The sequence below is a fragment of the Paenibacillus sp. FSL H7-0690 genome, from assembly GCF_037980415.1.
GTDB classification, from domain to species: domain Bacteria; phylum Bacillota; class Bacilli; order Paenibacillales; family Paenibacillaceae; genus Paenibacillus_AQ; species Paenibacillus_AQ odorifer.
Genome location: NZ_CP150281.1, coordinates 5,973,521 through 5,997,027 on the forward strand (window position 1 = coordinate 5,973,521; position 23,507 = coordinate 5,997,027).

Genomic DNA, 23,507 nt, shown 5'->3' on the forward strand with positions numbered 1-23,507 from the left:
ATACCTTATGACTCTTCAATAGATCACACTACAACAGTCAGCAGATCTTCACCCGGTGTAATAGCTGTTTTATTGGTACCAATCACATCACTATAATTAGCCGTATTGGTAATAATTATCGGCGTTGTGCATTGATAACCTTCATTTTTTATTTGTTCAAAATCAAACTCAATCAATAGATCACCCTGTTTAACTGTTGCTCCTTCTTGCACTTTCACATCAAAGTATTTACCTTTTAGCTTCACGGTTTCTATACCGATATGAATCAAGACCTCAACACCCTCATCCGATACTACCGCAATACAATGACCTGTTCTGAAAATAGTGGATACAACTCCACTTACCGGTGAATAAAGCTTACCTTCTGTGGGTTCAATTGCAATCCCCTTGCCCATTGCTTCTGAAGCAAAGGCAGCATCATCTACTGAGGTTAACGGGATTACGTTACCAGCCAGAGGGCTTACAACGGTTGAACTTTTAACGGCGTGAGGGAGGATAACCTCGCTTTTTTCAGTATTCGTTTTTTCTTCTACAATATTCACTTTCTTTTTATCTTCATAACCAAATACCATGGTAATTACCATAGCCAATACAATGGTCACTCCTGCTATAATCGCTTGAACGGCCAGCGGAGAGAATGCAGGAAGACTTAATACGCTGACAAATGCGAAGACTTCCATCTTCACTTTGAAAAGACCACTAAGTGCTCCACCTACTCCGCCGGCAATGGTTACATAAATGAAAGTTCGTTTGTAACGAGTCAGCAATCCGTAAATAATAGGTTCTGTTACACCGGAAAGCGCGCCTGGTATAAATGTACTGCCGGCCAATGTTTTCAACTGTTTGTCCTTTGTTTTCAGGAAGATCCCCAACGCTACACCCAGCTGAGCGAAGATGGCCATGCCGGCCATTGCATATATCGGATCTCCACCCTTAGCAATATTCTCAAGAATAATTGGCACAAGTCCCCAGTGCAATCCGAGTACAGTCAAATACGTCCAAGCTATTCCCACAATTGCTCCCGTAACAATACCGCTTTTCGTACTGAGGAACAAAATAGCGTCTCCAATTAAATTCCCTACATTCACGCCAAACGGTCCGAACGCTAAAATAGTTAACGGCACAATCACAATCAAACATATCATAGGGACTAAGAACATCTGCAAATCCTTGTGTATAAACTTTCTTAGCTGCTTATCCAATAAAGCGTATATACAGATGGCGATAAAAATCGGAAACACGCTTGATGAATAGTCCGAAATTACTAAAGGAATACCTAAAAAATGTGGAGATTCAACACTTGCTAATCCCGTAATATTAGGCTCAAGTAAGGCCGCACCGATACTACCACCCACATAAGCATTCACACCCAGCCTAATCGATAACGTAATCCCTAAGAAAATGGGTAGAAAATAAAACACGGCATTACTAGCGCCGGCTAATACTTTGTAAGTTTCGCTATCCGCACTTAGAACATGTAACGAAGCAAGTACGGTTAATAGCGCTTTCAACATACCCGCACCTGCTAAAGCACCAATCAGAGGCGAAAAGCTTCTAGAAATAACATCAAAAATCAAAGTCCCTATAGGTTTCTTTACCTTGTTCTCGCCAGAGTCACTGTTAGGGGATATGGATTTGGCAATTTCTTTATACACATCAGCAACATGGGTACCCACTATAACTTGAAACTGTCCCCCTTTGCTAACGACCCCAATAATCCCTTTCATTTTCTCCAAATTTTCTTTATCAGCTTTTTGCTCATCGTTAAGTGTGAATCTTAGTCGCGTGGCACAATGAATCACATTGTTAATATTTTTCTCCCCACCGACAGATTGAATAATGTCTTTACTTAGCTGTTCATAACTCATTTTTATACACCCCTCTGTAACAGATCAATTAATCACGGATATCAGGGAACACAAAAAAACCTAAATCACATCTATGTACGAGTGAGATTATCCCCGTAATCATAAATGAAACTTAGGTTTTGCCTGCTATGCAGTAGCAATCCTGATATCCGATTAATTTAATATTTACAAATTAACATGTTCAATTAATGATGTCAACAATAAACCAGTGTCTGTATAATATTGGATAACAAAAAAAGGCCCTGATAGATCAAGAATAACTCGATTATCAGGACTTTTTTTATTAGAACAGGCTTTGTCCGTTGGATTCAATTACTTCTTTGTACCAGTGGAAGGACTTCTTACGGTATCTCTCCAGTGTACCTGAACCATCATCATGACGATCTACATAAATGAAACCATAACGTTTCTTCAGCTCGGCGCTTGTTGCGCTAACCAAGTCGATGCAGCCCCAGCTTGTGTATCCCATAACTTCCACGCCATCAGCAATAGCTTCTGCTACTTGAACCAAATGATCTCGCAAATAATTGATCCGGTAATCGTCGTTTACGATCTTCTCACCGTTCCCGTCTACAACCAGCTGATCGACGGCGCCAAGGCCATTTTCCACGATAAACAGCGGTTTTTGGTATCGGTCATAGAACATATTCATCACATAACGCAAGCCCTGCGGATCGATCTGCCAACCCCATTCGCTCGCTTCCAGATACGGATTCGGTACCCCGCCCAGCAGGTTTCCTTCTCCTCTGATCTGTTTCTCCGGATCGGCTGTTTCACATGTGCTCATATAGTAACTGAACGATATGAAATCCACGGTATGCTTCAGAATTTCTTCGTCCCCTGACTCGAAATGAATGTGAATTCCATTTTCCTTAAAGAACCGTTTCATATAGCCTGGATAATAACCTCTGCTATGAACATCCGCAAAAAACATATTTTTGTGATCACTTTGCATCGCCTTGATCAAGTCGTCCGGATGCGGAGTGAGCGGATAAATTGGCATGCTCAGCACCATGCAGCCTATTTTGAAATCAGGATTGATCTCATGACCGATTTTTACCGCCAAAGCACTTGCAATGAACTCATGGTGAATGGCCTGATACAGATCCTGCTTACTCAATTTTTCCAATGGAGTATTGATTCCGCCACTCATAAATGGGAACTCTAGGATAGAATTGATCTCATTAAAGGTCAGCCAGTATTTGACCTTGTTCTTGTAACGATTAAAGATCGTTCTCACATAACGCTCGTAAAATTCCACCATCTTACGGTTAACCCATCCATCATACTCTCGTGCCAAATGCAGCGGGGTCTCATAATGGGAGATCGTAACTAGCGGTTCGATGCCGTATTTATGACATTCGTCGAACAGGTCGTCGTAGAACTGCAAGCCCTGTTCATTCGGCTCCAGCTCGTCCCCTTTCGGGAAAATCCGGGACCAGGCAATAGACGTCCGGAATACTTTAAAGCCCATTTCCGCAAACAGCTTAATATCTTCTTTATATCGGTGATAGAAATCGATACCAATCAACTTCATGTTATCGTCGGTAGGAACTTCTGTAGGCGCAGACTTAATGCCATGCGGCATGACATCTTGGGTAGACCAGCCTTTGCCATCATCCTGATATGCCCCTTCAAGCTGGTTAGCGGCTACAGCCCCACCCCATAGGAATCCTTCTGGAAATTGTAAGTTCATATTTCTTCCCGCCTTTGCTATTGTGATAGTATAGGTTTACTGCTCTAATCCGAATCCTAACCCTTGGAACGCGTTACATGTCAAGGATTAATCTTGCAAAGGAGATAAGCCGATGTCCACACTTGACGAAATTGCTAAGCTGTCGGGCTTTTCCAAAGCTACGGTATCCCGAGTCCTGAACGATTCTCCCCATGTCAGCAAGGAAACTAGGGAGAAAATTCTCGCCATTATGAAAGAGACGGACTATGTTCCCAATCGGAATGCCATATCTTTATCCAAAGGCCAAACCCAGCAAATCGGCATGATTACCTTAGACCTCAACGAGCTTATTTTGTGCTTCATGAACAGCTTCGTCGAAATTTCCGGCCGTTACGGGTATCAGACGATTATTTATACCACCGGCGGTGATAAACAAAAGGAACTTCAGGCCTTCGAGGATCTCAAACAAAAAAGAGTCGACGCTCTGCTTATTCTGACCGCTGTTAACGATAAAAATGTCATAACTTCCTACTGCAAATACGGCCCGATTGTGTCTTGGCAACGCATGGACCATCCTGAAATACCGTCAGTTGCCATGAACCAATATGATGGATATGCACTCGCTCTAGAGCATTTGATAGAGCGGGGTTATACGCGTATCGCTAATGCTTTTGGCCGCCCAAGCAGCATAAATACCCAGAGTAGACGACTAGCTTATGAGCAAATCATGACCAAATATAATCTTCCCATCGTTGAGAAATGGTATTACTCCACGATTTATGGAATCCGTGACGGAGAGCAATTGGTGCGAACCCTAATTGGACAACCCGATCAGCCGGATGCTATTCTGTGCTCCAATGATTTGGTGGCGGTGGGCGTTCTGAGCGAAGCACGTAGACAGCAGCTGGATGTGCCCCGTGATCTAGCCATCGTTGGTTTTGATAATTCGGAGCTGTCGCAGACGCTCGGAATTACCACTGTTCGGAATCCGATTGCGGGACAGGCGGAGAACGCCTTTCTTCTGCTGGCTCCAACCCTGCTTGGACTGGATATGGAGCTGCAGCCCCTATCGTTCCAACTGATCGAACGGGAGACAACATAGGTTGCCCATTCTCAGAAGATTCCGACTGTACATTCCATAAAAAAACAGTAAAATTGTATTGAAAATTTTGATGAAGATAGGTGTTTTTTATGACAAATAATGTATTGAATCCTAGGGTTGATAAATTCTTAAGTAAAGCGAAACAATGGCGGGAAGAATATGAGCAGTTGAGAACGATCGTGCTTGATTGCGGGCTGACCGAAGATTATAAGTGGATGCATCCATGTTACACATTTGATGATAAAAACATAGTATTAATTCATGGATTTAAAGAATATTGTGCGCTTCTCTTTCACAAAGGTGCCTTGTTACAGGATCCCAATGGGATTCTAATTCAACAAACAGAAAATGTGCAGGCAGCGCGCCAAATTCGGTTTACGAATGTGCAACAAATCGTTGAAATGGAAGCTGTTCTGAAAGCCTACATTCAAAATGCCATAGAAGTTGAAAAAGCGGGTTTGGAAGTCGAATTAAAAAAGAAAGAGGATTACCTCATTCCTGAAGAGCTTCAGACCAAATTCGCTGAACTTCCTGGCTTGAAAACTGCTTTTGAAGCCTTAACGCCTGGACGGCAAAACGCATATATTTATCATTTTTCTCAAGCGAAACAATCCAAAACCCGCGTATCCCGAATTGAAAAATTCATCCCGCAAATCCTTGAGGGTAAGGGATTAAATGATTAGCGTTGCTGACAATGAGTCAATTAAGCCTTAGGGTTTATTGGCTCTTTTTTTAAATTGTCTTCTTTTAACTGCTTGTAATAATCCTCAACAAAGGCCTTGAACTTTTTAGCGACATTAGTCATGTACCGGTTGGTATACCATGAGATTTCAATGGTGCGGGTACTTATGGGTTCTTCAATGGGAAGAAGCACAACAGAGGATCCTTGAGAACCCCCCCAAGTTACAGCGGGGATAAAAGAAACCCCTAGTCCCGAACGGACTAGACTGCGTACCATCGAAGGCTCATCGCATTCATAAATGATACGCGGAGCAAATCCGGCGGCGTGACAGAGAGAATCCGTCGTTTCGCGCAGCTGCTTGCCTATTTTCAAACTGATAAAACCGTCTTCCGCGAGTTCATTCAGACGTACACTTTTACGGGTTGCGAGCCTGTGCTCATTAGGAACCGCCAGCAGGATTTCTTCCGTTAATACCGGTGTGGACACTGTTCCTGGAATCTTGAGCGGAGTAGAAGAAATACACAAATCAAAAGCCGAATAACGTGAGATCTCCTGATCCTGCTGCAATAGCTTGAATTGAGCTTCCGGGTACTTCTGACGAAATAATGTGATCATATCCGGAAGCAAATAGGAACCCGCTTGGATAAAAATCACCACAGTTCCTGTCGGTCGCTCAGACAAGTCCAATAGCTCTGTTTTCCCCTCCTCTAACGTTTGTAGGGCTAAATCAACTTTCACAAGAAACCGCTTTCCATATTCATTTAATCGAATGTATTTTCCTGTGCGATCAAACAATTTGACGTTTAATTCGCCCTCAAGATTTTTGATCATTTTACTAATAGCAGGCTGTGAGATTTGGAGTATTTCGGCTGCCAGGGTCATATTCTCAAGCTTTGCAACCGTTTGAAAGTACCGAAGCGAAAGTAAATCCAACGAAACCACCTCTTCTATAACCTTAGAGTTATGTATTTTATATATAATAATATATTTTTCATCATCATAGCAGAACACTATAATAAAGAGAATTAAAAATACATAAGAATCTGCAGGAGAAAGGGGAACTATAAATGAGCACACGAGAACCCATGGAAGAAATTATTACAGTCTCCAGTGGTCAGCTTAAGGGCATACGTCTGCCAGAACTTGGGGCGATCGCATGGTTAGGGATTCCTTATGCGGAACCTCCCATAGATAAGCTCAGATGGAAAGCACCGCGTGAGATAGAACCTTGGACAGGTGTATTGCCTGCATGCCATTTTAATAATAGCAGTGTCCAATTCATTCAAGGGGAACCTGGCGGCAGTGAAGATTGCCTCTTTTTGAATATTTGGCGACCGGATCATGCCGAGGCAGGCTTACCCGTATTCGTCTTCCTCCACGGCGGCGGAAATATTGGGGGTTCGGGACGGGATTTTCAAGGTGGAGAATTGGCGTGTAAGACAAATAGTATAGTGGTTACAGTGAACTACCGTTTAGGAGCAATGGGATTTTTCCGGCATCCCTCACTCCGAACCGGGGACCCCTTGGATGACTCAGGAAATTACGGTCTCCTCGATGTTCTTCATGCGCTAAAGTGGCTGCACAATAACATTGTTTGCTTTGGGGGAAATCCAGGGAACATAACATTAGGGGGCCAGTCTGCAGGTGCAAGAAATGCATTAGCTGCTTACCTTTCACCGCTGGGCAGAGGGCTCTTTCATAAGCTTCTTATTATGAGCGGAGGTTTAACAACGGCTGTTACGGAGCAAAGCGAAGAAAAAGCAGATGACATTTTAATAGAGTTATTAATAAAAACAGGAATGGTCAGCACTCAAGATGAGGCAAGAGTATGGATTTCCACACAATCTGCGGATAAGATTTCCGCCTTCCTATATCGTCAGAATGCCTTTCACTTTGTCAAAATCATTCGTGAGACGGGGCTTCAGATGGCTGCTTTTCCCCATTTGATCGAAGATGGCACGGTCATTCCTATTGGTGGCTTCGACAATCTAAATAACCGCGATCACCCTTCCCTGCCGATCATCCTTGGCAGCACTGCCAGCGAATTCTCCGAGTTCACTTTATGGGATACTCATTTCTTCTCCCTAGTGCAAAAGGAAGAGTTAGCCGGAAATCTGGAAGAAAAGAAGCTCTATGAAGCTGCAGTCCAATATGGGAGCGATCTGTATGCAGAATTTAATGTAGAGCAGACTACAGAGATATTATTAAGTGCAATTCCGGAGATGCCCATCTATGCTTACCGCTTCGCCTGGGGGTTAAGAGACGGAGTGATCGATCCTTATATCCGTTTTCTTATGGGTGCCCCGCATGGTGCAGACATCCCCTTCTATACAGGTGACTTTTCCGGTGTCCAGGAAAGATTTCCTGCGGATGTAATTTCCGAGCATAACGAGCCTGGGCGTAACATGCTCTCTTCCCTAATGAGGGACTATTTACGGCATTTCCTATATACCGGTAATCCTAATGCTGAGGGACAACCTGCTTGGCAACGATACACCCCTAATCCCCGGTCTGCGGAAATTCTCTGGTTAGATGCTAGCCAGGATCAAACTATTGTTCAATCCGTCTGCAAACTTGTAAAAAAAGATATCCTGTCCCAAATGGACAATGATCCCCGTTTAGCAGCAGAACAGCGCAATTGGCTAAAAAACAATTTATTTGCGGGACGTTTTTTCTGGTAAGATAAATGATTGTAGAATTCACGTAGAGGAAGGAACATGCTGTTGTGCTAACTTACTTACTGCTCTTAGTCATCGGGCTAGCAGCTGGCATTTCCGGTTCATTGGTCGGACTTGGCGGCGGGTTCATCGTTGTGCCTGCGTTGGCTTTCCTTTTTCCTGATATGGAGCCTTCACATCTGGCTGGAACATCAATGGCGATGCTGCTTTTCAACTCCATCTCAAGTACTTATGTGTACGCAAAGCAGAAGAGAATCGATTATCAAGCAGCGCTCACCTTCGCCGCCGTTTCGATTCCGGGTTCAGTAATAGGTGCACTCTTTACCAAGCAAATGGGCGGGAGAATGTTTTTCGTAAGCTTCGGTATTTTCTTAATCCTTGTCGCTTTATTGCTCTTGTTCAAGCCGAACAAACCCATCCATTGGCCTTTCAAACCAACCGTGAAGCGAAGCTTTTCCGATAATAGCGGGGCTCATTTCGAATATGCTTATCATATGCCTACCGGCATAATCATCAGTTTTCTCGTTGGCTTTGTAGCAAGCCTATTTGGGATTGGCGGCGGGAGTCTTATGGTTCCGACAATGACCTTACTTCTCGGCTTTGCCCCCCATATCGCTGTTGCAACTTCTATGCTTCAAATTTTCCTGTCAGCTATCGTAAGCACCACAACACATGCCTTTTTATTGAATGTTGAATGGTTTATGGTGTTAGCCCTAGCACCTGGCGCAATTATCGGCGGTCAAATTGGCGCACGCCTGGCAAAACGCCTTCCTGCCAAGCTGCTTTTAAAGCTATTAGCCGTTTTTCTCATCATCGTTTCGCTTCGTTTGATGATGAAAGGGTAGGTCATTATGTAAAAAGTCCTGATGGATCAAGAGTTTCTTGATCCTCAGGACTTTTTTATTGTGACTGTGGGACTGATTCCTTGATATCAACGACATTTCAAATTGCAGGGCAGAAACGGATCCCCTCTTCTATCATAATTTAGCTCCCTATGGATAAGAGACTTGGCCAATCCTATCGAATTTTAAGTCTCTTCAGGATTTCTTTAGAATTCCCCCACCTAATTCCTCAGTTTTTTTAGTTAAGATTTCTGTATTGAAGTAAGCGAAGGAGGTGGCATATTGGCCAGTAATACCGTCTTAGAGCTAATCAATCAGTATGGATATCTGATTTTTTATCTTGCTTTCACGTTAGGCCCTTTTGGAATTCCAATCCCTAATGAAATTACAATCCTCACTGGAGCTACCCTAAGCCACATGGGGATTATCAATTCCTGGATGACTTATTTCTGCATTTTATCAGGGCTATTAACGGCCTTTACGGTTGCCTACTTTGCAGGTAAATTTTTTGGGCAAAAGCTGAAGTGCAAATTTGAAGCTAATAGACATTTTAAAAAAGCAGAGCAGATTCTAAAAAAACGTGGGCGTACAGCTATGTATATCGGCATGTTTATTCCAGTTGTACGTTACATCATTCCCATGTTGATCGGGCTCAGCGGTACAAGCTATAAACGATTTGCCCTTATTTCATATCCCAGTGCTTTAAGTTGGACCTTACTGTTCTTTTTTGTAGGAACGTACTTTGGAGATCACATCCTATCAAAATTAATAAACATCTAAATCAATTCTAAAATTATGGAGGAATTCCGAATGAGCTTCAATGAAAAACTCTTATTTTTAAGAAGTTTTATTCATGATCCAAAACAGGTAGGCAGTGTTACCCCGAGTTCCCGGTTTCTGGCACACAGTATGGTTAACCAAGCCCCTTGGCATGAAGTTAAAGCAGTCGCTGAACTTGGATCAGGTACAGGTGCAATCACCCGTGTAATCAATACTAAGGTAACTAGTACAACGAAAGTGTTACTATTTGAGATGGATAAAACCATGAGGCATAACCTGAAGACAAGCTATCCGGACTTTTCCTGTTATCATAATGCTGCTAGTTTAGTAGAAACAATTAAAAGTTCACATATTCATCAGTTGGATTGTATTTTTAGTGGGCTGCCCTTTTTCAATTTTGAGCCCGAATTAAGAAATACATTGGTTGAACAGATCTACCAATCCCTTAAACCTGAGGGATTATTTATTGCATTTCAGTATTCACTTCAAATGAAGAAGCAACTCTCCGAATATTTTAATATTGATACAATAAAATATGTGCCATTTAATTTTCCTCCCGCTTTCGTCTACGTCTGTCGTAAAAGGGAAACATAATAAAATAAATATAGAAGAGGGGCAGCTTCCATTGAATACAATTCTTGTTGCAGATGATGATTCTGAAATTCGAGATGTGATTCATGTTTACTTAAGAAATGAAGGTTACCAAGTGCTTGAAGCTGCAGATGGTCAAGAGGCGTTGAGTACAATACAAACAACATCCATTCAACTGGTTATCCTGGATGTCATGATGCCTCAAATGGACGGTATCACAGCCTGTCTCAAAATTAGGGAAATATCAAATATCCCAATTATTATGCTCTCAGCCAAGCAAGAGGACATTGATAAAATCACGGGTCTAACTACCGGGGCAGACGATTACATGATCAAACCGTTTAATCCACTGGAACTACTGGCCCGTGTAAAAGCTCAGTTACGGCGTCAGTCCTTAATTGGAAAGGAAGAATTCAACTCTCTGCTTATAATTAAAAACCTGATCATAGATAAAAATAAACATTCCGTAAAGTTAAATGGAATTGAAGTTTCATTAACTCCACTAGAGTTTGCGATTTTAACCCTGCTTGCAAGCCGGCCTGGGCAAGTTTATAGTTCGGAGCAAATTTACGAGAGTGTATGGAAAGAGCCTTACGGATATTCTGACAATACCGTAATGGTTCATATTCGTAACTTAAGAGAAAAATTAGAGGAAAATCCAAGAGAACCTCTGTATATTAAGACAGTCTGGGGAGTTGGTTACAAAGTTGATTAAAATCATACGAAATCTACAAATAAATAAACGCATTCAATCCAATATCTTAATCAGGATGGTGTTGAGTTTCATAATTACCATTGCGATAAATACCTCACTTAGCATCTTGTTCTTTCATTTTGGAAATGCAACAAAATTGGATTGGGTGTTCAATTTTCTTGCCTACCTTCTTACTCCGATGTTTTTCATTATATTCGTTATTACATTTTTTACATTGACCCGGCGAATCGTCAAAGATTTAATTGTGCTGGAACAAGGACTTCAGATTATATCCGAAGGTAATTTGAGTTATCGGGTAAATGTTGTGCGCCAAGATGAACTAGGACTGGTGGCTTTGAACATCAACCGGATGGCAGAGCGCTTAGAGCAACAGATCATCAAGGAACGCGAAATAGAAAAATCCAAGATGGAGATGATCACGGGGATTTCACACGACTTACGTACCCCTCTTACAAGTATTATCGGGTATATTGAGCTTTTACGTACAGAATCGTACCAAGATAAAAAAGAATACACACGTTTTATTCAAAACACCTATAACAAGGCGCTTCATTTGAAGAAACTCCTCGATGATTTGTTTGAATATACCCGACTTAATTCGGTGGATTCCCGTTTAAATCTGGAGAGAATCGATTTGTCGCAGCTTTTGAATCAATTGTTATTCGAATTCGAACCGATCGCTCAAGAAAACAATGTCCACCTTATAAAAGATATAGATAAGAATCCAATCATCACCTTAATCGACAGTGAGAAAATAGCCAGAGCCATAGATAATCTACTTATGAACGCCTTAAAATATTCCATCAGCCCGGGAAGCATTAGCATACGAATTACAACCGATTCTGAACACTGTACCATTGCGATTGAAAATAAAGGAACTCCCCTCTCACAGGATCAAGAAAACCGTCTATTTGACCGATTTTATAAGGTTGACCACTCAAGAAAAAGTCAGGGAATTCAAACCGGAGCAGGACTTGGTCTTTCGATAGCTAGGAATATTGCTGAGTTGCACAAGGGTACTTTAACGCTTAAACACACTCATGACGTCTTCACATTCCAACTGAGATTGCCTTTCGGAGAGGATTGCTAATTGATTATGTCTGAATACTTACTTTTCTTACAAGGCTTCCTCAAAGATCCAAAGCGGGTAGGAAATATTCTACCCAGTTCGCAATTATTAGCCAATAAAATAGTCCAGTCTGTACAATGGCATAATGTAAATGCCGTTGCAGAACTTGGAGCTGGTACAGGTGCTATTACACATCTCATGACATCACAATTAACGAATTCTACAAAAGTGCTTTTGTTTGAGCGGAATAAAAAAATGAGAGAACACTTAAAAGCAATTTATCCGGAATGCATTTTCCATTCCAACGCCAGCTACTTACTCAAGAAATTGAATCAAGAAGGCATCCGTGAGTTAGATTGCATAATTTGCGGATTACCATTTTTTAATTTTTCAATTGAAATGCGTGACAAAATCCTACATCAGATTGTTAAGTCACTTAAACCAGGCGGAATTTTAGTTGCATATCAGCACTCGCTGCACATGAAAAAAAGATGGGCTAAACAACTACTTATTGAGAAAATTGAATTTGTGCCTTACACTTTCCCTCCAACATTCGTATATATTTGTCGTAAAAAAGAATGACACATGAATATTCGGAAAACAGTAATTTCTAAAGAATGTATAAGTATTGAGAATGGAAATGGCCAGGCTTATGTGCAGCCAATACTGTTGCAGGATTATAAAAAAGTCCTGATGATCAAGATTATCTTGATCATCAGGACTGGATTTAGTGTGAGAAAACTACGTTACAAACGGTGACAATTTATCCCCGCTGTCTCATGCCCTCAAACAGCAAAATCGTCGCCGCCATTGCGGCATTCAGCGATTCCGCGCGGCCTGCCATCGGGATGATGATACTCTTGTCCACGAGTCGCGCCGTTTCCGGCGAGATGCCTTTTCCTTCACTGCCAATCAGCAGCCACTGGCTGCCGTGGAAATTGTGCTCATAGCACGATTCTTCGCCCTGCAGCGAAGTGCTCACCAGCAGCGCCCCATTTTCCCGGGCCTGTGGCAAAATCTCACTTAACTCTCCCTCCACCACCGGAAGATGGAACATCGAGCCCATCGTGGACCGGATGGTCTTCGGATTATAGAGGTCGGCACAGCCTTGTCCGAGGATCACTCCGTCTGCTCCCGCTGCATCCGCACTGCGGATGATGGTGCCGACATTGCCGGGATCCTGCACGCCGTCCAGCACAACCACAAGGCTATCCTTCTTCGCTAGGATAGCTTCTACAGCCTGCTGTTCCTTCCGCACGATGGCGAACACCGGCTGCGGCGTATTGGTGCTGCTGCATTTTGAGATGATCGCCGCCGAAACGCCAATCACTTCCATTCCCTGAACGGCCTGAAGCAGCCCCTTAAGTTCAGCAGGCATTCCTTTGTCGAGGTCATAAGCTAGGCATTCCACATCTGCTTCAGCCAGCAGTGCTTCTTGAACCAGATGAACGCCCTCTACGATATATTTACGAGCCTTGTCACGATGCTTTTTCTCCTGTAACCCGGCCCACTCTTTAACCCGCGTATTTTGCGGAGACATGATTTCCATAAAGTCTTCCTTTCTTCTGCCTTGCCATTTATTCTTTGTTCCTACTGATACGCCATCTCCAGCTTCGTCAAATTATCCTTATGCCCAACAATAACAAGGATATCGCCATCGATCAGGCGATCCTCTGCACGGGGAGAGATGTTCATCTCTTCACCTTGGCGGATGGCCATTACGTTGCAGCCAAATCTTGCGCGGATGTCGAGCTCCTGTAGATTTTTTCCGAGCATCGGTCCGGATACCTTCATATCCAGAATACTGTAGTCCGGCGACAGCTCAATATAATCCAATATATTAGGCGAAGCAAGATGATGCGCAACCCGCATTCCCATATCCCGTTCAGGATAAATCACCTTGTCCGCACCAATTTTGCTTAATACTTTGCCGTGCAGTTCACCTTTGGCTTTTGCCAGAATTGCAGGCACACCCAGATCTTTTAGGATAAGTGTTGTCAGGATGCTAGCTTGTATGTCCTCGCCAATGGCTACAACCACCACATCAAAATTGCGAATACCAAGGGCACGCAGCGCCTCCTCATCCGTGGAATCTGCAGATACGGCATGAGTTACAATACTTGAAATTTCCTGTGTTCGCTGCTCGTCAGCATCAATCGCAAGTACATCAAACCCCATGCCGCTGAGCGCCTTAGCAACACTAGATCCGAAACGCCCCATACCGATGACGGCATATTGTTTTTTGGCCATGTCTATGTACCTCCCGTAGCATTCTATATCTCAAACAGTATAGCATAAGCCAAGAAGAAACGTCATTGCCGTCCTTATGGATGACAACCGTTTCTCGTAGGAATATAAGGATGATATATATGTGTCAAACTTATACTATCTTATATTTGGACAAAAACTTGAATTTCCAGCACCTTTGCAGGGCACATTATAACGAGGTCAATATCACTATATTTTCAAAAAAGGAGGTACATTATGCCCGTTACCATTGACTTGCGCCAGGCGATTATTCATAAAGTGCACGGTCAATCTGAAGAGGATTTACGTCATATGATTGAAGGCTCTGTGGACGGTCCGGAGGCAGCACTCCCGGGACTTGGCGCCGTGTTCGAAATGATCTGGAAGGATTTAGATCCCGCTAAGCAAGATAGGTTGGTTACCATGCTACATGATCACCTGGAGACTATTACCCCTGGGGATATCACATCGTAAACTGACCACAACTAGTCAAAAAACCTCCGCTCACCATGGTGTAACTTCACCTATGGAGGCGGAGGTTTTATTATTACATTCAGAAAGTTATAGCGTCCTAATTATAGTAATGCTTTTGGAGCCATTTCCAGGAATTTAGCTGTCGGGTTCTTATCCATCGCTGTCCGCATAGCATATTCGTTCTCGAACAACACGACAAAATTGCCCTTCTTATCCGTCACCAACGTTGAGTTGATTCTGAATTTGCTCGCATCCGGCTTAGTTTCATCTACGATCCAACGTGCAAACTGGTACGGCATTCTCTGCAACTGAACATCCACACCATATTCACCCTTCATGCGGTACTCAAACACTTCAAACTGCAGTTGTCCAACTACGCCAAGCAAAATATCGTCAAAGTTGACCGTGCGGAACACCTGGATCATGCCCTCTTCAGTCAGCTGATCGACACCCTTCTGGAACTGCTTCGATTTCAATGCATTTTTAATACTCACTTTAGCAAAAATCTCTGGTGAGAACGTTGGCAGCTCATCGAATTCCATATCTCCTGCTTGGCTCAAGGTATCACCAATTCTAAAAATACCTGGATCAAACAGACCGATGATATCTCCCGGATAAGCTTCCTCTACGATATCGCGGTCCTGCGCCAAAAATTGCTGTGGTTGCGCCAGCTTGATATCTTTACCGGCACGTACATGCTTCACGCTCATACCCCGTTCGAATTTCCCGGACACAATACGCAGGAAAGCAATCCGGTCACGGTGAGCCGGGTTCATGTTCGCTTGAATTTTGAACACATAACCAGTGAATTTCTCATTCGTTGGTTCTACTACCCCTATAGTACTGCGGCGTGGTTCAGGCTTCGGTGCCAGATCCAAGAAATTATCGAGGAAAGTCTGTACGCCAAAATTGTTGATCGCACTGCCAAAGAACACAGGTGTGAGTTCACCACTTAATACTTTTTCATAGTCAAAAGCATCGCCTGCTACATCCAGCAGCTCCAGATCCTGACACAGTTGATCATGCAGATACTCTCCAGCCATTTCACGAATGATTGGATCACGGTATCCGTCAACCTTTTGAACCTTGATTACGGAGTGATCGTCACCTTGGAATAGCTCTACCTGATTTTTCATCCGGTCATATACGCCGCATAGCTCACGTCCACTACCGATCGGCCAGTTCATTGGCACAGAACGAATACCAAGAACCTGCTCCAGCTCTTCCATCAGATCAAACGGGCTACGTCCTTCACGGTCCAGCTTGTTAATAAAGGTAAAGATCGGAATACCCCGTTTAGCACATACCTGAAACAGTTTGGTGGTTTGGGCTTCCACACCTTTTGCCACGTCAATAAGCATGACCGCACTATCCGCTGCAGTTAGGGTACGGTAGGTGTCCTCACTGAAGTCTTGGTGACCCGGTGTATCCAAAATGTTCACGCGATGATTCAAATAATCAAACTGCATCACGGAAGACGTTACAGAAATCCCCCGCTGCTTCTCAATTTCCATCCAGTCACTCGTCGCATGCTTATTCGCTTTACGGGCCTTAACCGTTCCCGCCAGACGGATCGCGCCACCGAATAACAGCAGTTTCTCCGTTAAAGTTGTTTTACCCGCATCCGGGTGGGAAATGATCGCAAAGGTTCTGCGTCTATCCACTTCCTTTTGCAGCTTCTGATCTATTGCTTTGTTCATTACACATATCCCTTCATATATAAAATTCCTGCTTCTGCTTCAATTACACTGGGGTTCATCAAATCGGTGCTCTGCTCATTGTTCATACCCCTTCATTTCTGAATGAATAGCTCTTAGGTCTAGCTCCAGTCCGCTTCAAGTGAAAGCATCCTCTAAAGTATATCAAAATCCGGCAGACATTATCTACTAAAAAGCGCGTGCCGCAAAATATCTCCTGAATGGTCTGGATTATGATCCCCACATATCATCGCTCAAGAAAATAGATGTATTTCCTACACTTACTTGAAGTATTAGCATTTTCATTAGCCTTTAGTTGCATTTGATGCAATTAAAAATAAGTTGTGCACGCTTTTCCGCCTTATCCGGTGATTATAGTTGCAGAAAATACATCTAAAAGACTAATCACAACGAGATAAGCGATTTTAATTGTACAAAGTGCAGTTATTAGAACAATGCCCAGATCCCCCAAACACCGTCTGAAGTCCGATCTTTTAGATCTTAGCATTACAAAAAATCTCCCTGCATCCTCTGCAGGGAGATAGCATTAACTCAAGGTTTAGTTATTCTTCAGCCAAACCACATTATCTTCATCTTGGCCGTTTACAGGCCACCAATGGAAACCTTCTTTAGCAAGCAGTTCATCTGCTTCCACTGGACCCCAAGAGCCGGCAGGATAAGAAGATAAGTCGCTAGACTCTTCGCTCCATGCTTTCGCAATACGATCCACGAATGACCATGCCGAGGATACCTCATCCCAACGAGTGAAATAAGTGGAATCGCCGCGTGCGGCATCATGTAGCAAGCGCTCATATGCTTCAGGAGAATTGATTCCAACCAGGCAGCTCTGACAGAAGTCCATAGCCAGCGGTTGAATCTCAGACTCTGAACCCGGTTTCTTGGCATTAATCTTTACATAAATGCCTTCCATTGGGTTCACACGGATTACAAGGAGGTTAGGCTCAAGTTTATGCTTTTGTCCCAAATAAACGTTGGTTGGCATACCTTTGAACTCAACTACCACTTCCGTCGTCTTCACCGGGAGACGTTTACCTGTACGGATGTAGAAAGGAACTCCAGCCCAGCGGAAGTTATCTACAAATACACGGGCAGCAAAATACGTCTCTGTATTCGACTCAGGGTCAACCTTATCTTCCTGACGGTAAGCAGGAAGGGTTTTGCCTTGGTGTAAGCCTTGAATATATTGTGCTCTTACGACATTCTCACGCACCTCATCAGATGTCGCATAAGGACGAAGGGAACGAAGTACCTTCACTTTCTCATCACGAATATCTTCTGCGAGCAGACGGCTTGGTGGTTCCATAGCAATCATAGTCAGCAGTTGCAGTATATGATTCTGGCCCATGTCCCGTAAGGCTCCCGCATGGTCATAGTAACCACCGCGTTCTTCTACACCTACGGTTTCGCCAAGTGTAATTTGAATATTGGCAATATGTTTATTATTCCAGAGCGGTTCGAAAAAAGCATTAGCAAAACGAATCACTTCGATATTCTGTACCATTTCTTTACCAAGATAGTGGTCAATCCGGTAAATTTCCTCTTCTTTGAAGACCTGACGAATCTGTTCGTTCAGCTGTTCAGCCGACTCCAGATTATAACCAAAAGGCTTCTCAATTACGAGGCGATTCCAACCCGTACTATCCAGCATCCCGCCAGCTTTAAGATTGAAGGAGACACTGCCGAACAATTCAGGCGCCAGCGCAAGATAGAACATCCGATTGCCCGGAATACTGAATTTCTCTTCAAGAACTTCAGTTTGTGCTCTTAACTCGCGGAAACCATCAATATTGTTAATGTCCAGAGATTTGTATTCGAAATGCTGAACAAACTCATTCCATTCGCTTTCTTCTCCCGCTTTGTAACGGCAGAATTCAAGGATGGATTCCTTCACATCACTTCTAAATTCTTCCTGAGTACGCGGGCGCCGCGCCACGCCAATTACCGCAAAATCTTGTGCCAGCTTACCTTCACGGTACAAGCTGTAAATCGCCGGGAAAAGCTTACGCCGGGCTAAGTCTCCGGTTGCCCCAAAGATAAAAAAGACAGCACCGGGTGTGTGCAGTGCATCAAGGGTTTGATTTTCAGCCATGGCTCCTCATCTTTCTGTATGTAATATAGTTTATTGACATGCTCAGCGTCGGTACTAACATAAGGTGAATAACGACGTTATGTCATTTTAGCATATTCCTAAAAAGGATGCTATCACATTCCTGACAAATACTCTCGGGATTTCGCAAATTTCAATTAATATTTCTTATTATTAACTATATCTGCGCTTATATAAGAGAAAATTGTCAATATTCGATGGTTATTAAAGGAAAGCCTATAGTTACGCGGTTTGTCCCCTTCTGATCTTCATGATGCACTGCGATTTGGGCAGAAACTGACTGATTTCCACTCATCACAGAACGATTCAAATTAGGAATCGAATACGTACGGCTAACCGTTGAGATATCCTTGTAGCTTTCTCCTCCGGTCACAGCTTCAAACCGGTCATGCATCAATGACTCCGTCTGTGCTAGAACTTTTTCAGGTGCTCCCTGTTCTTGCGCGCTTCCTTGAAGGGATACATTCCATTCCGCCTTAATTTTATTCTGTTCAAGAATCATACTTACTTCACGAGCAGCCGCTTGAAAGCTGGCTTCATTTTGCAGATCAGCCGCTTCTAACGTTACAATCACATAACTGTTGCCTTCGCTAAGCTCACTCCAAAATAAGGAGAGCCGCGATTCATATGGTTTTACAGCTTCTGTACGATTCGTCATATGTCCATCTTCCTCAGTACCTGACGGTACATTCAATCCGAGACTTGTGCTTAGCTTAGCAACTTCGGCAGACAGATCCGCGTAATTGCTGCTTTCTCCCTGCCACTTTAACACTAAACGCAGCGGTGAATCAGAAACGGTTGTTTCTTTTCCGAGATCAATTAAACTCACAAGAGCATGATTCAGTTCGGCTCCTGTTGAAGCTTGGTTAACGCCCTCATCAAGAACGGTTGAATTCGCTTTAACACTTTGCAGATTAACTAGCAGAGCCGCAGCGCAGCACACGATTATCATTATAAAAAAAGTCCCTTTTTTTGTTCCGTTGTTCAGCTTCATCTTCCGCATATGTCATTCTCCCTTCGAACCTCTCTAGCAATCTACTAGACAGTATGTTCGAATTAGGAGATTCTATACCTGAAATATCCCCACCAAGTGAGGGTTTATACTTCGATGCGTACTCAAGTACTTTGCGGGAGCCCCAAAACACACTTTCTTGTACAATAAAAAGGACTGAAGCAGAGGCTTCAGTCCTTTATTGTTATTCAGCTAGTCCATTTTTATATGCATAAATTGCTGCTTGGGTCCGGTCTTCCACGCCCAGCTTCGCGAGAATATTCGTCACATGAAATTTCACAGTTTTGATTCCAATAATTAGTTGATCGGCAATATCCTGATTGGATTTACCTTGCGCCAACAGACGTAATACTTCCATCTCGCGCTCCGTAAGCTCTTTATAAGCAGGTGATTCTCCTTTTGCATTGTTTCTAAAACGGTTCATCATTTTAGAGGCCACCTGTGACTCAAGCACGGACTGTCCTCTTGCCGCAGCGCGGATCGCATCCGCCACTTCACTAGCCCGCGAAGTCTTCAGCAGGTAACTAAAGGCGCCCGCTTCAATAACAGGATACATCTTTTCATCGTCCAAATAGCTTGTAAGAACAATAACTTTGATCTCTGGGTACTGCTTCATCAGCTGTTTAGTCGTTTCTATGCCATCCATCCCATCCATTACGAGATCCATTAAGACCACATCGGGATTGTACTCCTGAGCCAGCCGAATGCCTTCTTCTCCACTTCCAGCTTCACCTACGACCTCAATTCCATCCTCGGTACCTAAAACAGCTGCTAGTCCGATCCGTACCATTTCATGATCATCTACGAGTAGTACTTTAATTGCTTCCTCCATCTCCATGGTTACTCTTTCCTCCTATTATTCATTGACTAACGGAACGGTAATCTCAATACGCATCCCTTTACCCGGAGCGGTAATGAACTGAATGGAGCCTCCGATTTCATTAATCCGCTCCTGCATGTTCGACAAACCATAGGAAGCTTGTTTGGTGTCGTCCATCTCAAAGCCGATCCCATCATCACGCAACGTCAAGCGAACTGTATCTCCCCGTCTATGCAGCCGGATTTCCATTTTTTCTGCCTTCGCATGACGAAGTGTATTAGAAATCGCCTCTTGGACGATACGGAACAAGTGATTCTCTACCCCTTTTAACAGCTGCACATCAGGGTCCATTTCAAATACAATTTCGATTGGAACCTTGATCTTAAGCTCCTTGATCAATTCCTGCAGACCTTGTTCGAGGCCCTTTCCTTCCAAATAAACAGGTCTCAAATGCAGCAGCAATGCCCTCATCTCCGATTGGGCTACGGCAGACATTTCTTCTATAAGCGCAATTTGCCGCTGGGCTTTATCGAAATCTTTCTCCAAGGTCCGGCCCACCGCCGTGGCAGTCATGGAGATTGCAAATAGCTGCTGGGAAACAGCGTCGTGCAGTTCACGCGCAAGCCGCTGCCGTTCCTCCATAATAGCAGATACCCGCGCCTGCTCCGCAAGCTTCGCGTTATTCGTGGACAACCGCTGCAGCGTCGTCACTTGATTCTCCCATTTGCCGCTAATCCGGCCAAGCTGTTCTCCGAGCCTTCCCAGCTCATCATCACCTAGATCCGGCATGGACAGCGTCAAATTTCCCTTTTCCCATAATACGAGGGTCTGCCTAAGACGTTCCAACTGCCGCTTCACACGAAAGCTCTGATAAAAGCCATAACCAATCCCAAAGCCCATAGGCAGAAGAATTAGAGTGACGGCTGTCCGCACGCCAAATTTCCAGCTTTCAAAAGGCTTCAAATAGCCATATGTATACATGACATACATTATCACAAGCAGCATGACCAAAGAGAACAGAGCCCCCTCACCCATGCTGCGTGATATCATGTTTTTGTTCTTTTTTTCCATGCGGGGGACTCTCCCTTCTCTATCAAGCTTTTCAGGATAATCGTACATCTAGATCTCCCATTAAATAAGAAACACTAAATTTCACTTTGTATTCACTGCTGTCATAATTAGCTGATTTCCAATTCAGACGGTTCAACATCCCTGTATCTCGCTGGTTGCCGAATTCAATGGACCCAAAGAGCACAAAAGCTTCAATTTCCACGCCGTAATCATCGGACAGGTTAATGTCCATATCGCCAAAAATCCCTTGAAACAGCATGACCGTTTCCTTATGATCCGCCATAGCTAATGAAAGATCCACATCGGCCTCACCCAGTACATGCCAAGAGCTAAGGCTGTGCATCACCCAAGGTGAGCGGTCCCAGTCAAATCTGGATGAAAAGTTCTGCTTCTGCATAAACCCTTCCTTACGCTGTACTCTTTTGGATTTGGTAAAAAACATCCCAAGTGAGATTAAACAAATCCCCAGCACGAGCACCAAATGGTCCAGCAAAAGCAATACAGCACCTATCCCGAGCAGTTTATAGCCCTGCTTTACTTTGCCTGATGTCGTACGGTAGACTCCCAGCAGCAGGAACAGAAGCGCGACAATGGAGAAAAAGCCGAGCCATCTACCAAAAATCATCATGCAGCCAACAGCAATCAGTCCGATGGCAATCAAACGGTTTCGTTTATCCATTTCGCACCTCCTAAAAGTTTTGCGAAGCAAAACTCATTTTATACTATCGGTTAGATATCCGTCACTATGATGAGGAATATTATCACCGTTAAATATTATAGCTAGCCGCTATAAAAGCCATATCGGTATGGAGATCCATACCGTATGGCTTCTTCTTGTCCAGCATATCATATCCGTCCAAGTTTTAGGAACAGGATTTATTGTTCTTTTTTGTTTAGAGAAGGAGCCGTGGGTGTATCATTCAGCTTGTTTTTCAGTAGTGCCAATTGCTCATCCACTTTCAGTTGCTTCTCAACATCAACGGGTTTGCTATAAGCAGCGGATGGGCTGTAAGGTGCACGCATTACATCTGCTTCAGCCTCAAGCTGCATAATTTTCTCTTCCATCCGGTGGAATCCGAGTGATGCACTGCCACTTTCAATGGAATGTACGCTGCTGATTTGCGACATTTGTTTTTTAGCTTTAGCCATTTGAGCACGGGATACAAGCTCGTTACGTTTGTTGCGCAGCTTGTAGAACTCATCCTTCATGTCATGCAGTTGTTGCACTAATTCCTTAGCGTGTACTTCAGCTTGTGCGTGAAGATCACTGTACTCCACTTGCTTTTGGTCAAAGTAGATTTTTTCTTCCAACAGCTTGCGAGTTACTTCTTCTTGGCCATTTTTCAGTGCCAGTTCAGCTTGTGATCCACGTTGTGCAGACATTTTTGCTGCTTCTTCCACACGTTGCTTCATACGGCGTTCGTTAGCCATTTGTTTAGCAACTGTTACTTCTGCTTCGTGAATTTCAGCCTCCATATCGCGCAGATATTGGTTAAGCATTACGATTGGGTCCTCTACCTTATCCAACAAGTCATTTACCGACGCTTTTGTCATATCTTTAATTCTTTGAAATACTCCCATGATTTACAATTCCCCTTTCTCATATTTAGACAGTTTTTGTTTGAGTTCTTCTACTTCTTTTTGCAAAGCCTTCTTCTCAATATCCTTCATCATCGCATCCAAACCGGAGTCCGGTGCGGAATAAGCGTTGTTCTTCTCAAAATTAGGATTGTAATTTGGCTGGCGTCCATAAGGTCCATATCCGCCAGTAGCTTGTGGTCCGTGTCCATGTTCCGGTCTGCCTGAGTAGGGTCCGCCGAATGGGCCACCCGGTGCCCCAGGCCCTGGTCCAAATGGATTATAATGCGTCGGTTCCTTAGGAATGACCATTGCTGCAATGAAGTATACCGGAATCACCGCACCACCTGTAAACGGAATGCTGACCAGTAATAGAATCCGGAATAACGTGGAATCAATACCGAGTGTCTCAGATAATCCACCTGCAAGACCCGTCATCACTTTATCTCTTGTTGAACGATACAATCGACTCATAGCG

Annotated in this window: 23 protein-coding genes; 10 read left to right on the top strand and 13 right to left on the bottom strand. The window is 43.6% G+C overall.

The window, feature by feature from the left end:
• Nucleotides 1-23: 23 nt before the first annotated feature.
• Together MHI32_RS26160 and ascB are read right to left on the bottom strand one after the other, a co-directional pair.
• Complete coding sequence (locus MHI32_RS26160) at nucleotides 24-1,868, bottom strand: beta-glucoside-specific PTS transporter subunit IIABC (RefSeq protein ID WP_339169753.1); 1,845 nt, start codon at nucleotides 1,866-1,868, stop codon at nucleotides 24-26.
• 283 nt (nucleotides 1,869-2,151) lie between these two features.
• Entirely contained in the window at nucleotides 2,152-3,564 is a 1,413-nt protein-coding gene (gene ascB / locus MHI32_RS26165; RefSeq protein WP_340011327.1) for a 6-phospho-beta-glucosidase, read from the bottom strand.
• Nucleotides 3,565-3,676: 112 nt separating this feature from the next.
• Here ascB and MHI32_RS26170 point away from each other — a divergent pair, with 112 nt between their 5' ends.
• On the top strand, nucleotides 3,677-4,645 hold the full coding sequence (locus tag MHI32_RS26170) for a LacI family DNA-binding transcriptional regulator (protein WP_076098815.1): 969 nt from the start codon (nucleotides 3,677-3,679) through the stop codon (nucleotides 4,643-4,645).
• Between the two features lie 89 nt (nucleotides 4,646-4,734).
• Entirely contained in the window at nucleotides 4,735-5,328 is a 594-nt protein-coding gene (locus tag MHI32_RS26175) for a YdeI family protein (protein ID WP_076098816.1), read from the top strand.
• 20 nt (nucleotides 5,329-5,348) lie between these two features.
• Here the strand turns inward: MHI32_RS26175 and MHI32_RS26180 are convergent, their stop codons facing one another.
• Nucleotides 5,349-6,260, bottom strand: a complete 912-nt coding sequence (locus MHI32_RS26180) for a LysR family transcriptional regulator (protein WP_076280281.1) — start codon at nucleotides 6,258-6,260, stop codon at nucleotides 5,349-5,351.
• 134 nt (nucleotides 6,261-6,394) lie between these two features.
• On the opposite strand from MHI32_RS26180, the gene MHI32_RS26185 reads away from it, so the two are divergent.
• The 7 genes from MHI32_RS26185 to MHI32_RS26215 all read left to right on the top strand — a co-directional run bounded on the left by MHI32_RS26185 (nucleotide 6,395) and on the right by MHI32_RS26215 (nucleotide 12,584).
• Nucleotides 6,395-8,008, top strand: coding sequence for a carboxylesterase family protein (locus MHI32_RS26185; protein WP_340011329.1), 1,614 nt, complete (start codon nucleotides 6,395-6,397; stop codon nucleotides 8,006-8,008).
• A 44-nt stretch (nucleotides 8,009-8,052) separates the two neighbouring features.
• On the top strand, nucleotides 8,053-8,850 hold the full coding sequence (locus tag MHI32_RS26190; RefSeq protein ID WP_076098819.1) for a sulfite exporter TauE/SafE family protein: 798 nt from the start codon (nucleotides 8,053-8,055) through the stop codon (nucleotides 8,848-8,850).
• A gap of 279 nt (nucleotides 8,851-9,129) precedes the next feature.
• Complete coding sequence (locus MHI32_RS26195) at nucleotides 9,130-9,627, top strand: DedA family protein (RefSeq protein WP_076130315.1); 498 nt, start codon at nucleotides 9,130-9,132, stop codon at nucleotides 9,625-9,627.
• 30 nt (nucleotides 9,628-9,657) lie between these two features.
• On the top strand, nucleotides 9,658-10,221 hold the full coding sequence (locus MHI32_RS26200; RefSeq protein ID WP_076144587.1) for a methyltransferase domain-containing protein: 564 nt from the start codon (nucleotides 9,658-9,660) through the stop codon (nucleotides 10,219-10,221).
• A gap of 31 nt (nucleotides 10,222-10,252) precedes the next feature.
• On the top strand, nucleotides 10,253-10,933 hold the full coding sequence (locus MHI32_RS26205; RefSeq protein WP_036685458.1) for a response regulator transcription factor: 681 nt from the start codon (nucleotides 10,253-10,255) through the stop codon (nucleotides 10,931-10,933).
• Nucleotides 10,934-10,988: 55 nt separating this feature from the next.
• Complete coding sequence (locus tag MHI32_RS26210; protein ID WP_340012771.1) at nucleotides 10,989-12,023, top strand: HAMP domain-containing sensor histidine kinase; 1,035 nt, start codon at nucleotides 10,989-10,991, stop codon at nucleotides 12,021-12,023.
• A 6-nt stretch (nucleotides 12,024-12,029) separates the two neighbouring features.
• Entirely contained in the window at nucleotides 12,030-12,584 is a 555-nt protein-coding gene (locus tag MHI32_RS26215; RefSeq protein WP_081383349.1) for a methyltransferase domain-containing protein, read from the top strand.
• A 181-nt stretch (nucleotides 12,585-12,765) separates the two neighbouring features.
• On the opposite strand, the gene MHI32_RS26220 is transcribed toward MHI32_RS26215, so the two are convergent.
• Nucleotides 12,766-13,551, bottom strand: coding sequence for an RNA methyltransferase (locus tag MHI32_RS26220; protein ID WP_076280285.1), 786 nt, complete (start codon nucleotides 13,549-13,551; stop codon nucleotides 12,766-12,768).
• Between the two features lie 41 nt (nucleotides 13,552-13,592).
• Nucleotides 13,593-14,252, bottom strand: a complete 660-nt coding sequence (locus MHI32_RS26225; RefSeq protein WP_036685517.1) for a TrkA family potassium uptake protein — start codon at nucleotides 14,250-14,252, stop codon at nucleotides 13,593-13,595.
• A gap of 234 nt (nucleotides 14,253-14,486) precedes the next feature.
• Between MHI32_RS26225 and MHI32_RS26230 the strand changes: the two genes are divergently transcribed.
• Entirely contained in the window at nucleotides 14,487-14,723 is a 237-nt protein-coding gene (locus tag MHI32_RS26230; RefSeq protein ID WP_076130310.1) for a small acid-soluble spore protein SspI, read from the top strand.
• 101 nt (nucleotides 14,724-14,824) lie between these two features.
• Here MHI32_RS26230 and MHI32_RS26235 read toward each other — a convergent pair whose 3' ends face one another.
• The 8 genes from MHI32_RS26235 to MHI32_RS26270 all read right to left on the bottom strand — a co-directional run bounded on the left by MHI32_RS26235 (nucleotide 14,825) and on the right by MHI32_RS26270 (nucleotide 23,503).
• Nucleotides 14,825-16,423, bottom strand: coding sequence for a peptide chain release factor 3 (locus MHI32_RS26235; RefSeq protein ID WP_076184819.1), 1,599 nt, complete (start codon nucleotides 16,421-16,423; stop codon nucleotides 14,825-14,827).
• Nucleotides 16,424-16,979: 556 nt separating this feature from the next.
• The gene (gene zwf, locus MHI32_RS26240; RefSeq protein WP_036685526.1) at nucleotides 16,980-18,530 is read right to left on the bottom strand and encodes a glucose-6-phosphate dehydrogenase; all 1,551 of its coding nucleotides are present in this window, start codon (nucleotides 18,528-18,530) and stop codon (nucleotides 16,980-16,982) included.
• 205 nt (nucleotides 18,531-18,735) lie between these two features.
• Nucleotides 18,736-19,551, bottom strand: a complete 816-nt coding sequence (locus MHI32_RS26245; RefSeq protein ID WP_340011333.1) for a YwmB family TATA-box binding protein — start codon at nucleotides 19,549-19,551, stop codon at nucleotides 18,736-18,738.
• Nucleotides 19,552-19,744: 193 nt separating this feature from the next.
• Nucleotides 19,745-20,398 (bottom strand): response regulator transcription factor, encoded by a 654-nt coding sequence (locus MHI32_RS26250; protein WP_036685532.1) that lies wholly within the window; start codon nucleotides 20,396-20,398, stop codon nucleotides 19,745-19,747.
• Between the two features lie 18 nt (nucleotides 20,399-20,416).
• Complete coding sequence (locus MHI32_RS26255) at nucleotides 20,417-21,451, bottom strand: sensor histidine kinase (protein ID WP_076130326.1); 1,035 nt, start codon at nucleotides 21,449-21,451, stop codon at nucleotides 20,417-20,419.
• A 31-nt stretch (nucleotides 21,452-21,482) separates the two neighbouring features.
• Nucleotides 21,483-22,130, bottom strand: coding sequence for a cell wall-active antibiotics response protein LiaF (gene liaF, locus MHI32_RS26260; RefSeq protein ID WP_036685537.1), 648 nt, complete (start codon nucleotides 22,128-22,130; stop codon nucleotides 21,483-21,485).
• A 197-nt stretch (nucleotides 22,131-22,327) separates the two neighbouring features.
• On the bottom strand, nucleotides 22,328-23,032 hold the full coding sequence (locus MHI32_RS26265) for a PspA/IM30 family protein (protein ID WP_340011335.1): 705 nt from the start codon (nucleotides 23,030-23,032) through the stop codon (nucleotides 22,328-22,330).
• 3 nt (nucleotides 23,033-23,035) lie between these two features.
• Nucleotides 23,036-23,503 carry a PspC domain-containing protein gene (locus MHI32_RS26270; protein ID WP_076184838.1) on the bottom strand — a complete coding sequence of 156 codons (468 nt, stop codon included), beginning with the start codon at nucleotides 23,501-23,503 and terminating at the stop codon, nucleotides 23,036-23,038.
• Nucleotides 23,504-23,507 lie beyond the last annotated feature (4 nt).